This window comes from Actinoplanes teichomyceticus ATCC 31121 (assembly GCF_003711105.1).
GTDB lineage: Bacteria > Actinomycetota > Actinomycetes > Mycobacteriales > Micromonosporaceae > Actinoplanes > Actinoplanes teichomyceticus.
On the sequence record NZ_CP023865.1, the window covers coordinates 4,424,317 to 4,436,026 of the forward strand.

Below are 11,710 nucleotides of genomic sequence, written 5' to 3' on the forward strand. Positions count from 1 at the left end.
CGTCCGCCGGGCAGGGAGCCGATCATGAACATTTTCGTCAACGGGATCGAGCACCGGCTCCACCTGGATCCGCGCACCACTCTGCTGGACGCGCTGCGTGAGCATCTCGGCCTGACCGGCGCGAAGAAGGGCTGTGATCACGGCCAGTGCGGGGCCTGCACGGTGCTGCTGGACGGGCGGCGGGTCAACAGCTGCCTGATCTTGGCGATCTCCCAGCAGGATGCCGAGATCACCACCATCGAGGGGGTCGACCACCCGGTGCAGCGGGAATTCCTCGAGCACGACGGCTTCCAGTGCGGCTACTGCACGCCGGGCCAGATCTGCTCGGCGGTCGGCATGCTGGGCGAGGTGGCCCGGGGCTGGCCGAGCGCGGTCACCCGCGACGGGGACGACCTGCTCAGCGACGCCGAGATCCGCGAGCGGATGAGCGGCAACCTGTGCCGCTGTGGCGCGTACCCGAACATGGTCCCCGCCATCCGGGCGGCGGCGCGGTGAAGACGTTCACCTACCGCACCGCGACCGAGGCCGCCGGCGGTCTGGAACCGGGCGCGACCTTCCTGGCCGGCGGCACGAACCTGGTCGACCTGATGAAGCTCGGCGTGGCCACGCCGGACGTGCTGGTCGACGTGACCCGGCTCGGGCTCGGGGAGGTCACCGGGCTCCCCGAGGGCGGCCTGCGGGTCGGCGCCGGCGTGCGCAACAGCGACCTGGCCGCCCACCCCCTGGTGCGCCGGGACTTCCCGGTGCTGAGCCAGGCGCTGCTGGCCGGCGCCTCCGGCCAGCTGCGCAACATGGCCACCACCGGCGGCAACCTGCTGCAGCGGACCCGGTGCCGCTACTTCATGGATCCCACGACGCCGTGCAACAAGCGCCGGCCCGGCTCCGGCTGCCCGGCCCGCGAGGGCGACCACCGCGACCTGGCCATCCTCGGCGCGCGGGACGACTGCGTCGCCACCCACCCGTCGGACATGGCGGTGGCGCTGGCCGCGCTCGGCGCCGTGGTGAACACGTCGGCCCGCGCCATCCCACTGGCCGAGCTGTACACCGACGAGGCGCCGGACGTGGACACGGTCCTCGACCACGGTGAGCTGATCACCTCGGTCGACGTGCCTCCGGTCAACGGTCGGCAGGCCTACCGCAAGGTGCGCGACCGGGCCTCGTACGCCTTCGCCGTGGCCTCCGTCGCGGCGGCGCTGGAGGTCGCCGACGGCCGGGTGACCGACGTCCGCCTCGCGCTGGGCGCGGTGGCACACAAACCGTGGCGCGCGTTGATCGCCGAGGAGACGTTGCGCGGCCGGCCCGCGACCCGCGAGAGCTTCCTGGCCGCAGCCGACGCCGAGCTCGCCGCCGCGGCGCCGCTGCGGGACAACGCCTTCAAGGTCCCGCTGACCCGCAACCTCGTCGCCTCGGTGCTGGAGGATCTCGCATGACCACCGTCGGGCAACCACTGCAACGTCTGGAAGGGCCGGACAAGGTCACCGGTGCGGCCCGGTACGCCGCCGAGTATCCCGTCGGCGACGACCTCGCGTACGCCTGGGTGGTGCAGTCCCCGGTGCCTCGCGGCGCCCTGAGGAACGTCGTGGCCGACCCGCTGCTCGACCCGATCGCGGTGCTGTGGCACGGCAACGCGCCGCGGCTCTCCGACAGCGACGACCCGGAGCTGGCCCTGCTGCAGTCCGGCCGGATCAGCTATCGCGGGCAGGCCGTCGCGCTGGTCGTCGCCCGTACCCTCGAGGCCGCCCGCCGGGCCGCGCAGGAGATCACCCTGGAGATCGAGGAGGAGCCGCACGACGCGGTGCTGCGGGCCGACCACCCCGGTCTCTACACGCCCGAGAAGGTCAACCCGTTCTTCCCGGCCGAGACGTCGGACGGTGACGTCGATGCCGCGCTGGCGCGGGCGCCGGTGACGGTCGACGTCACCTACGAGACGCCGGCCCTGCACAACAACCCGATGGAGCCCCACGCCACGACCGCGCTGTGGTCCGGCGACGACCTGACCCTGTACGACTCCAATCAGCACCCGGCCGGCGTCGCGGCCACGGTCGGCGCCGTCTTCGGCCTCGACCCGAGCCAGGTGCACGTGGTGACCGAGCACGTCGGCGGCGGCTTCGGTTCCAAGGGCATCGCCAGCCCGAACGCCGTGCTGGCCGCGATGGCGGCCAAGGTCACCGGCCGGCCGGTGAAGCTGGTCCTGCCCCGGCAGGCGATGTTCAGCATGGTCGGCTACCGCACGCCGACGATTCAGCGCGTCCGCCTGGGCGCCTCGGCCGACGGCGTCCTCACCGCCGTCGATCACCAGGCCATCTCGCAGAGCTCACGCCTGTTCGAGTTCGCCGAACAGACCGCCGTGGTCACCCGGCACATGTACACCGCGCCGAACCGCCGCACCGGCCACCGCCTGACCCGGCTCGACATGCCCACGCCGCGCTGGATGCGCGCGCCCGGCGAGGCGCCCGGCATGGTGGGCCTGGAGTGCGCGATGGACGAGCTGGCCGTCGCATGCGGCCTCGACCCGATCGAGCTGCGCGTGCGCAACGAGCCGGCGGTCGACCCGGAGTCGGGCCTGCCCCTCATCTCCCGCCACTATGTCGAGTGCCTGCGCCAGGGCGCCGACCGGTTCGGCTGGGCGGGCCGCGACCCGCGGCCCCGGCAGCGCCGTGAGGGTGACTGGTGGATCGGGACGGGCGTGGCCGGCGCGACCTATCCGACCATGGCCCTGCCCTCCACGGCCCGGGTACGGGATCTGGGCGACTCCCGCTACGAGGTGGCGATCGCCGCCGTTGATATCGGCACCGGCGCCCGCACGATCCTCACCCAGATCGCGGCCGACGAACTGGGCGTGCCGGTCGAGCAGGTCCGGATCCGCATCGGCGACAGCACGCTGCCGAAGGCCTCGATGGCCGGTGGCTCCACGGGCAGCGCGTCCTGGGGCTGGGCCGTGACCGGTGCCTGCCGTGAGCTGCGCGCGACGGGCAAGCTCGAGGTGACGTACGACAGCTCGGAGAGCGTCTCGGGCCAGAAGGCGGGCAAGCACGCCTTCGGCGCGCACTTCGCGGAGGTACGCGTCGACGCGGTCACCGGTGAGGTGCGGGTGTCCCGCCTGTTCGGCATGTACGCCTGCGGCCGCATCCTCAACCCGCGTACGGCCCGCTCGCAGTTCATCGGCGGCATGGTGATGGGCATGGGCATGGCCCTGTTCGAGGAGGGCGTCCTCGACCCCGCGATGGGCGAATGGGTCAACCACGACCTGGCCGGATACCACGTGCCGGCGCACGCCGACGTCGAGTCGGTCGACGCCGCCTGGCTCGACGTGCAGGACACCGAGGCCAACCCGATGGGCAGCAAGGGCATCGGCGAGATCGGCATCGTCGGCTCGCCGGCCGCCATCCTGAACGCCGTCTGGCACGCCACCGGCGTCCGCATCCGCGACCTGCCGGCCCGCCTCGACAAGATCCTGCCGGGCCTTTGACCGTCCACTGCGGAATGGTCGAGCCGCCCCGGCGCCAGGGCTCGGCGGCTGGCCTTTTGGGAACGGCAGGCCGGACGGCTTGACTGGGCCGCGCCGTTCAGCAGCGTTCTGGACTGGAGCGACGCGCCGTTCGCCCGTTGGTTCGTCGACGGCAAGCTGAACGTGGCCTACAACTGTGTCGACCGGCATGTCGGCAACGGGAACGGCGACCGGGTCGCGTTCCACTTCGTCGGCGAGCCCGGCGACGAACGCACGATCACCTACCAGCAGTTGTTCGAGCAGGTGTGCCGGGCGGCGAACGCCCTGCAGGAATTCGGTGTCGGCGCCGGTGACACGGTGGCGATCTACCTGCCGATGATTCCCGAGGCGGTGGTCGCGATGCTGGCCTGTGCACGGATCGGCGCCCCGCACACGGTCGTCTTCGGCGGGTTCAGCGCCGACGCCCTGCGCAGCCGGATCGTGGACTTCGACGCGAAGGTGGGATCACCGCGGACGGCGGTTACCGGCGCGGCGCGGCCTCGGCGCTCAAGCCGGCCGTCGACGACGCGGTGGCGCAGTGCCCCGGAGTGCGGACGGTCGTGGTGGTGCGCCGGACCGGGCAGCAGGTCGGCTGGGCCGAGGGCCGTGACGTGTGGTGGCATGAGGTGACCGAGCGGGCGTCGGCGGTGCACGTGCCGCAGGCGTTCGACAGCGAACATCCGCTGTTCGTCATGTACACCTCGGGCACCACCGGCAACCCGAAGGGCATCCCGCACACCAGCGGCGGCTATCTGGTCCAGGCGACGTTCACGTTCTGGTCGGTCTTCGACCACAAACCCGACGACGTGTACTGGCGCACCGCCGACGTCGGCTGGACCACCGGGCATTCCTACATCGTTTACGGGCCGCTGGCCGTCGGCGCGACGCAGGTGCTCTACGAGGGCACGCCAGACAGCCCGCACCGCGGCCGGTGGTGGGAGATCATCGAGAAGTACCGGGTGAGCTTGTTCTACACCGCTCCCACCGCTGTCCGGACCTGCATGAAGTGGGGCGCCGAGCTGCCCGCCGGCTACGACCTGTCCAGCGTGCGGATCCTCGGCTCGGTCGGCGAGTCGATCAACCCGGAGGCGTACCGCTGGTATCACCAGCACATCGGCGGTGCCCGGGCGCCGATCGTGGACACCTGGTGGCAGACCGAGACCGGTGGCCACATGATGAACGTGTCCGGGCACCGGCTGTCGACCGTCGAGATCGAATCGGCGCTGGTCTCGCATCCCCGCGTCGCCGAGGCCGCGGTGGTGGGCGCGGCGGATCCGATCACCGGGCAGGCGGTCATCGCGTACGTCATTCTCCGCGAGACCGGTGGCACGGCGTCAGGCGACGCCGGTCTGATCGAGCGGCTGCGGTTGCACGTCGGCACTCAGATCGGGCCGATCGCCAAGCCCCGGCACATCCACGTCGTGCCGGAGCTGCCGAAGACCCGATCGGGAAAGATCAAGGGCAGGTGTGGTGGCGCCCACGCACACCGACACCGGCACGCTGGTCTCGCCGAACCCGCCGAAGACCAGGGGGATGTCCCCGCCGCGTAGCGCGGAGGCGGCACGCAGCAGCAGAGCGGTGTCAGCGGCACGCAACATGGTCACCTCTTGCCCGGTCATGAGGAACGCCATGAGACCGGCAGCGCACAGGCCGGCCTGGAGGAGATGCCCGAGCCGCAGGCAGCCATCCGCGGACTCCGGAGCTGCGCCGCTTCCTCGAGGCGACCGACGCGCCACTCAACGTTCTTCCCAGCGTCGTCGACCAGGGCCTCCACACCGCGGACGACCAGCAGTTCGCCTTCATGCTCGACGTAGTCTTCCGCGGCTTGTCGGACTGGCTGCGGCATCCCGTGCGGCATGAGCAAGACTCCGGCCGCACCGGGTAGATACCCAGCTCACGCCGACGACCCGGCGAGGCTGTTGAGCGACGCGCTGAAGATGTACCGCCCGCCCCGACGGTCGGCTGCGCCCCGAGGGCAGGCTGACCTCCGCGGTGACGCCAGCCGGTACGGTGATCGTCAGCTCGAAGCCGAGGCCGGTCCGCCGTCAGGACGTCGCGGCACGCCGAATGGTGTCGACGGCGGCGCCGGCGTGGGTGATGCCACCACCGTCGATTCCGAGGTGATGAAAGCCGGGGAAGGAGAACCACGGTTGGTGCCAGTGTTCGGCGCCGTCGACAATGATCTCATCGCGCTGATGCCAGGGCTTGCGCACGGGCAGCGGAACGTTTCTGTCGTCGATCTCGTCGTCGGGGCCGAATAACTCGGCGTGGGGCAGCCGCACGGTTTGCCCTGGCTTGGAGGCCGCGGCACGCACCTCATGAGTCCCTCAGTGCTACTGGTCTGTGGCGACCGGGGCGAGGTGCGGTCGGAGCACCTGCGCCCAGGCGAGATATCCGGCGGGTAGAAGATGCAGGTTGTCCTTGGTGTACTCCCGCCGCAGGTTCTCGTTCTGGTCGGCGAAGGTGGGCCATAGGTCGACGTAGACGGCGCCGTTGTCGGCGGCGATGCGCCGGTAGTGCTCGTTGAGCTGCTTGATCCGTGCGGCGAATCCGGTCCGGGGTAGCACGCTGTTGAGCAGTAGCGGTGCTTCGGGCGCTCGTTGCCGGATCCGTCGCACGATGTGTTCGGTGCGCTGGGCGATGCCGGAGATGTCGCGACCACGGCGTGGGCCGTGCAGGTCGTTCGTTCCGATGAGCAGGGACACCGCCAGTGGTGACTGGATGGCGTCGTCGAGGCGTTCCAGCAGATCCGAGGTGGTTTCGCCGCCGATGCCCCGGTTCACGGTGGGCAGTTCCGGAAACAACTCGTCCCACCAGCCGTGCTCGGTGATGCTGTCACCGAGGAACACCACGCGCGCGGTGGGCGGTCGCATCGCGTCGAACATCCGGCGCCGCTGTGCGCCGGTTCGTCGTACCGCGGGGCGGATGACGGGAACCAGGATGCTGTAGATCTTATCGGTGTCCATTCTTTTCTCCTTCCTGTGGTGAGCTGGTCTGCCGGCTACGAACGGGGCGCGCGGTGCGACCAGCCGCGGAGACGCCGCCGTCGATGGCCAGGTCCGTGCCGGCGACGTAGGAAGCGTCCGGCCCGCGCAGGAACGCTGCCGCGGCGGCGATGTCACCGGGGGTGCCGAACCAACCGGCCGGTGACCGACATCGCGACGCTGGTCCGCATGTGCTCGCCGTGCTCGCCGGCCAGCTCGGTCTGTCCTATCGCGGTGAAGATGACGCGGGACTGATGCTGGTGACCCGGACGCCGCGATCACCCTAGGCCTTGGCGACGGCGGCCACGCGGACGTGGTTGGCGCTCTTGGAGATGACATGGAGAACAGCACACCGTCGGTACCGGCACGTCCAGTCGCCGCAGCCAGGGTCACGCCTAGCCGAGTCATGCCACTCCTATCGGATCCTCCGCCACCTTCTTAGAGCGTACGAGTGGTTCCGATCACCTGATCGGTTGCGGTCAAGCGACCGTATCATCGAGGCAGGGCACACGAGACAACAAGCGCGGGCGTAACGCCAGGTCGGGCGGATCGGCGTAAGGCCCGCAGCTGGGGGCGCTGGTGCGGGGCGCTCAGGGATTCCTAGCCGACGGCAAGGCCGGCGTGAGCATCCGGGACATGAGCGCGAATGCGCCGGTGCTAGCAGGCCTTGTCGCCCAGCACCCGGTACGGCCTGGTGGGTGGCCGGCCGTACCGTCCAATCCCGGCGTTCCGGACAGCGGCCGTTCAGCCCACGCCCAGGCCCCGGCGCAGCGCGGCGAGTTCGTCGGCGAGCATCCGCCGCGAGATCCCGGCGGCCTGGATCATTGACGAGCCGTGGAAGGCGCCCGGGTAGTGGTGCAGCTCGACGGCCACCCCGGCGTGCGCCAAGCGCTGCGCGTAGGCGATGTCCTCGTCGCGCAGCGGGTCGAACTGGCAGGCCGAGACGAAGGCCGGCGGCAGCCCGGCGAGATCGTCGGCCCGCGCGGGCGCGGCGTACGGCGAGACGTCGTCGCCACCCGGCTCGGCGCCGAGGTAGCTGGTCCAGCTGAAGACGGCGTTCGGCCGGTTCCACACCGGGGTGTCGACGTAGGCCCGCGCCGACGGCGTGTCGAGCCGGTCGTCCAACTCCGGGATACCGAGGTACTGGAAGCACAGCGCGGGGCCGCCGCGGTCACGGGCCAGCAGCGCCACAGCCGCGGCGAGGCCGCCGCCGGCGCTTTCCCCGCCGACGCCCAGCCGCTCCGGGTCGATGCCCAGTTCGGCGGCCCTGGCGGCGACCCAGGTCAGTGCTGCGTAGCAGTCCTCGACCGGGGCCGGGAACGGGTGCTCGGGCGCGAGCCGGTAGTCGACCGACACGATGACGATGCCGAGTTCGTCGGCCACGCGCAGCAGGTGCATGTGGAACATGTCGAGAGTCCCGAGCACGAACCCGCCGCCGTGGATGTAGAGCAGGCCCGGCACGGCGCCGTCGCGGTCCGCGGGGGTGTAAATCCGCACGGGAACGTCGGGGGCGTCGGACGGGCCGGGCACGGCGGTGTCCCGGACGTCGATGGCGCGCGTGGGCTCGTAGACGGGCTGGACCCCGCTGAGCTCGGCCATGGAGCGCGCGGCGACGAGGGAGTCGTAGTCGGTGTGGGGCCCCGAGGGGAGCATGTCGAGCCAGGGCACCAGCTCGGGATCAATCGCGTAGGTCATGAGTCGATCATCGGCGAGCGGCGCGGGCGGCCGCCACCGCCACGCGGCGGGCATCGGCGGCGCGGACCTCGCCAACCGGCGGGGGACGCCTATAGTGACGGAATGCAGGGCCTGTTGCTGAGGCTGTCCGGGCTCGACGCCGACGCCGAGAACGCAGTGCGGGTGATCGGGTTCTTCGACCGGCTGATCACCGCGCGGGCGAGCCTCGACACGCTGGTGTGCAACACGGCCCACCTCGCCGGCTGCCCGGTCGGGGTGGACGTGCCGGGGCAGGGTCTCGCATTGCGGGCGAAGCCGGATTCGCCGCAGGTGCGGTCCGGGCGGGTTCCGGCCGGGGCGGCGGCTCGTGCGCTCGAAGGCGGCGTGACGGTGTGGGTGGCCCGGTCGGGGCCGCCCCAGCCACTGGACGAGATGCTGCTGGAGCGGTTCGCGATCGCGACCGCCGTGCTGCTCGACCATTCCAGCGTGCCGCTGCCCGAACTAGGTGATCCGGCCCTGGTGGAGCTGGCGCTTTCGGCGACGGCGGGGGCGGCCGAGCGGTCCCGGGCGCTCCACCTGCTGGGCCTGGACACCTCGGCCGAGGTGCGGGTGCTGGCGTCGACGGGCCCGCTCCCCGGCCTGGCGGTGCCGCTGGGCGCGATGTGGGCGGTGCTGGCTGCCCCGGCCGTGATCCCGCCCGCGGGTGTCCGGTTGGGGGTGGGACCGATGGTATCGGCATGGGATGCACCGCGCTCCTGGCAGGCGGCGCGGACGGCGCTGCGGTTCACGGCGGACATCGAGCCGGTGGTGTGGTGGGACCGGTTGGGCAGCCTCGCCCCGCTGGCGGACAGACTGGATCGCGCGGAGCTGGACGGACTCGCGGACGTCCGCGCACTCGACCGGCTGGCGGCACACGGCGAAGACGCAGTCGCGGCGTTGGCGGCGCTGTGCACGACGGGCTCGGCGCGCAAAGCAGCGGCGGCGTTGCATCGGCACCACAGCACGATGCCCGCGCGGCTGGCGCGGGCGGAGGCCGTGCTGGGCTTCGAAGTCGACTCTCCCGCGGGGCGCTTCCGCCTCCAGTTGGCCTTAATGCTGCGCCGGCTTCGGGACAATTCGGAAGGCGGAGAAGAATAACGGGAGCCTGCGCCTTCAGTGTGGACCAGAAGTTCTCCACCAGCGCGTTGTCGTAGCTGTCGCCGACCGATCCCATCGAGGGCAGCATGCCGTTGTCGTACAAGCGTTCCGCGAACCGGAACAACGTGTAGTTCGAGCCCCTGTCGCTGTGGTGGATCAACTCGCCGTCGCGGACCTGACGCGGGTAGATCCCGTATTCCAGGGCGGCCAGGATCAGATCCGTGTCGCAGCGGGTCGAGGTTTTCCAGCCCACGATCCGGCGCGAGAACGCGTCGCGGACCGCGGCCAGCCAGAACACGCCCTCGGCACACGGGATGCGGGTGGCATCGGCCACCCAGAGCCGGTCCGGCGCCGACGCCCGCAATTGCCGGTTGAACAGGTCCGGGGCCGGCTCGCGGGTCGGATCCTGCGTGGTGCAGCCGCCGCGCCAGCCGCGCCGCAGGAACGCGCCCTGCCAGCCCTGGGCGCGCATCAGCCGCTCGACGCGCTTACGCCGACCCGGATCCCGTCACGGCGCAATACGCCGAGGCGGCTTTCAGGATCTCGTTGGCCCGGCGCAGCTCAACGTTCTCCTTCAACAGCCGCCGGTTTTTCTCGAGGATGTCGGTGGTCGGCCGATCCGCACGTTCGCCGGCGTCGGCCTCGGCCTGCCGGATCCAGTTCCGCAACGCCTCGGGATGCACGTTCAACTGCTCCGCGAGCCGCTTGATCACCGGCTTCGGGTCCGAGTCCCGATACAGTCGAACGCGCGTTGCCGCAGCTCATCGGGGTACTTCTTCGGTGCTGCCACAGATACTTCCTCCCCATGGTCATCAGACCATGGGGAGGAAGCTCCATGAATACGGGGGTGCCTCAGGCTCCCAGGGATTGCGGTGGCGGTCAGGCCAGTTGATCGACAGGCTTCCAGGCAGTGCCGAGCCGGCCGGGCGTCCTGGTCGGCCCGTCCCAGGCAGTGCGGAACCGGCCGGGCCGCCCGGTCGGCCCCCTCTCACGCAGCGGGAAACACTCGGGGGAGCTGCCCGGCCAGTTTCGGTAGCTGCGGGAACGGTCACCCAACCCTGGACGGCCGGGGTTCGGCAACTGCGGGAACGGTCAGGCGAGCTGCCTGGCCGGGCTCCGGCAGCTGTGGGAACGGTCAGGCGAGCTGCTCCGCGGGCACCAGCGGCTCCGGGTGCGGCAGGTGCAGCCGGCGGCCCTGGGCCCGGGCGATGGCGGCCGCCCCGGCCAGTGCCGCGGCCGTGGTCACCACGCCGCCGAGCAGCAGCGCGCCGCGCGGGCCGGCGGTGTCGCAGAGCCAGCCGACCGCCGGGGCGCCGAACATGCCGGACAGTGACGACACGATGCCGACCGCGGCCAGCACCCGGCCGCGCATGTCCTCGCGGGTGTCGAGCTGGATGCGGGTGGAGACGACGGTGTCGAAGACGACCGCGCCGGCGGCGATCGGCAGGATCAGGGCGGCGAACGAGGTGACGTCCGGGGCCAGTCCGGAGCAGATCTGCAGGACGCTGATGGCCAGACCGGTGCCGAGCAGCACGCGCAGCGTGGACCTGCCGGAGCCGGCCAGCAGCAGGCCGCCGAGGACGGCGCCGACCGCGAAAACCGTGGAGAGCAGGCCGTACGAGCCGGACGAGCCGTGCAGCGGGCCGGCCACCATGGCGGCCATGCTGACCTGGTAGTTGCGGCCCAGCGAGCCGAGCACGAACGACAGCGCGAGCACGATCAGGACCACCGGCTGCCCGGCGATGTACCGCAGCCCGGAGAGCACCCCGCGCTCACCGGCCGCCGCGGTCGGCAGCACCCGCAGCTCACCGGTGCGCATCGCGGCGAGCGCGCCGATCACGGCCAGGTACGACACCGCGTTGATCAAGAACAGCACGGCCGGACCGGTGACACCGACCAGCACGCCGCCGAGCGCCATGCCGCCGATCCGCCCGGCCGAGCTGAGCACCGAGCCGAGCGCGAGCGCCGAGCCGAGCGCGGACGGCGGGACCAGCGCCGACCCGAACCGGCCCAGCGCCGGCCCCTCGACCGAGCTGATCACGCCGGAGGCCAGGGCCACCGCGAAGATCAGCGGGTGGCCGCCGTGCGTGAGCAGGGCCAGGGCCAGCAGCGCGCGGACCGCCTGCGAGGCGATCAGCAGCGGGCGGGCCGGCAGCCGGTCGGCGAGCGCGCCGCCCCAGGTGCCGAGCACCAGCACCGGCAGCGCCTGCAGCATCACGACCAGGCCCATGGTGGCGGCTGAGCCGGTGTCCGACAGGATCAGCCAGTTCAGCCCGAGCACCTGCATCCAGGTACCGGCCGTCGACACCAGGTCGGCGGCGGCCCAGAGCCGGTAGTTGCGCTCCCGCAGCGGTGCGAACATCGCAGCCAAGACGGCGATCCTCCCGTTGAGGCACTCGGCGCCGGATCTCGGCGCCACTTGCCTCTT

Annotated in this window: 10 protein-coding genes and 2 pseudogenes; 5 read left to right on the forward strand and 7 right to left on the reverse strand. The window is 71.5% G+C overall.

All coding sequences use genetic code 11. The features are described 5' to 3' along the window. The first annotated feature begins 24 nt into the window (after positions 1–24). The 4 genes and pseudogenes from ACTEI_RS19580 to ACTEI_RS19595 form a co-directional block, all read left to right on the forward strand. Positions 25–495 carry a 2Fe-2S iron-sulfur cluster-binding protein gene (locus tag ACTEI_RS19580; protein ID WP_122978973.1) on the forward strand — a complete coding sequence of 157 codons (471 nt, stop codon included), beginning with the start codon at positions 25–27 and terminating at the stop codon, positions 493–495. Continuing rightward, positions 492–1,430 (forward strand): FAD binding domain-containing protein, encoded by a 939-nt coding sequence (locus ACTEI_RS19585; RefSeq protein ID WP_122978974.1) that lies wholly within the window; start codon positions 492–494, stop codon positions 1,428–1,430. Before ACTEI_RS19580 ends, ACTEI_RS19585 begins: the two co-directional genes overlap by 4 nt. Then, positions 1,427–3,469, forward strand: coding sequence for a xanthine dehydrogenase family protein molybdopterin-binding subunit (locus ACTEI_RS19590; protein ID WP_122978975.1), 2,043 nt, complete (start codon positions 1,427–1,429; stop codon positions 3,467–3,469). Before ACTEI_RS19585 ends, ACTEI_RS19590 begins: the two co-directional genes overlap by 4 nt. Before the next feature lie 33 nt (positions 3,470–3,502). After that, a pseudogene (locus ACTEI_RS19595) lies at positions 3,503–4,902 on the forward strand (AMP-binding protein); the annotation flags it as partial. 630 nt (positions 4,903–5,532) lie between these two features. Here ACTEI_RS19595 and ACTEI_RS19600 read toward each other — a convergent pair. The 4 genes from ACTEI_RS19600 to ACTEI_RS19615 form a co-directional block, all read right to left on the reverse strand. Beyond that, positions 5,533–5,802 (reverse strand): family 78 glycoside hydrolase catalytic domain, encoded by a 270-nt coding sequence (locus ACTEI_RS19600; RefSeq protein ID WP_122978976.1) that lies wholly within the window; start codon positions 5,800–5,802, stop codon positions 5,533–5,535. Between the two features lie 18 nt (positions 5,803–5,820). Continuing rightward, the gene (locus tag ACTEI_RS19605; protein ID WP_122978977.1) at positions 5,821–6,453 is read right to left on the reverse strand and encodes a GDSL-type esterase/lipase family protein; all 633 of its coding nucleotides are present in this window, start codon (positions 6,451–6,453) and stop codon (positions 5,821–5,823) included. Beyond that, on the reverse strand, positions 6,440–6,604 hold the full coding sequence (locus ACTEI_RS39395) for a hypothetical protein (protein WP_425321057.1): 165 nt from the start codon (positions 6,602–6,604) through the stop codon (positions 6,440–6,442). Before ACTEI_RS39395 ends, ACTEI_RS19605 begins: the two co-directional genes overlap by 14 nt. Before the next feature lie 611 nt (positions 6,605–7,215). After that, positions 7,216–8,166 carry an alpha/beta hydrolase gene (locus ACTEI_RS19615; protein ID WP_122978978.1) on the reverse strand — a complete coding sequence of 317 codons (951 nt, stop codon included), beginning with the start codon at positions 8,164–8,166 and terminating at the stop codon, positions 7,216–7,218. A gap of 102 nt (positions 8,167–8,268) precedes the next feature. On the opposite strand from ACTEI_RS19615, the gene ACTEI_RS19620 reads away from it, so the two are divergent. Beyond that, complete coding sequence (locus ACTEI_RS19620) at positions 8,269–9,282, forward strand: helix-turn-helix domain-containing protein (RefSeq protein WP_122978979.1); 1,014 nt, start codon at positions 8,269–8,271, stop codon at positions 9,280–9,282. Between the two features lie 118 nt (positions 9,283–9,400). Here ACTEI_RS19620 and ACTEI_RS39400 read toward each other — a convergent pair. The 3 genes and pseudogenes from ACTEI_RS39400 to ACTEI_RS19635 all read right to left on the reverse strand — a co-directional run. Further along, positions 9,401–9,754 (reverse strand): annotated as a pseudogene (locus tag ACTEI_RS39400) (DDE-type integrase/transposase/recombinase); the annotation flags it as partial. Between the two features lie 16 nt (positions 9,755–9,770). Beyond that, positions 9,771–9,995, reverse strand: a complete 225-nt coding sequence (locus ACTEI_RS19630) for a transposase (RefSeq protein WP_164466026.1) — start codon at positions 9,993–9,995, stop codon at positions 9,771–9,773. Between the two features lie 422 nt (positions 9,996–10,417). Beyond that, a complete protein-coding gene (locus tag ACTEI_RS19635; protein ID WP_122978981.1) occupies positions 10,418–11,644 on the reverse strand; it encodes an MFS transporter in 1,227 nt (408 codons plus the stop codon). Between the last annotated feature and the right edge of the window lie 66 nt (positions 11,645–11,710).

Bases quoted from the DNA above. Each gene is read 5' to 3' on its own strand.
- ACTEI_RS19635 (WP_122978981.1), bottom strand. From the start codon at position 11,644: ATGTTCGCACCGCTGCGGGAGCGCAACTACCGGCTCTGGGCCGCCGCC.
- ACTEI_RS19605 (WP_122978977.1), bottom strand. From the start codon at position 6,453: ATGGACACCGATAAGATCTACAGCATCCTGGTTCCCGTCATCCGCCCC.
- ACTEI_RS19580 (WP_122978973.1), top strand. From the start codon at position 25: ATGAACATTTTCGTCAACGGGATCGAGCACCGGCTCCACCTGGATCCG.
- ACTEI_RS19615 (WP_122978978.1), bottom strand. From the start codon at position 8,166: ATGACCTACGCGATTGATCCCGAGCTGGTGCCCTGGCTCGACATGCTC.
- ACTEI_RS19620 (WP_122978979.1), top strand. From the start codon at position 8,269: ATGCAGGGCCTGTTGCTGAGGCTGTCCGGGCTCGACGCCGACGCCGAG.
- ACTEI_RS19590 (WP_122978975.1), top strand. From the start codon at position 1,427: ATGACCACCGTCGGGCAACCACTGCAACGTCTGGAAGGGCCGGACAAG.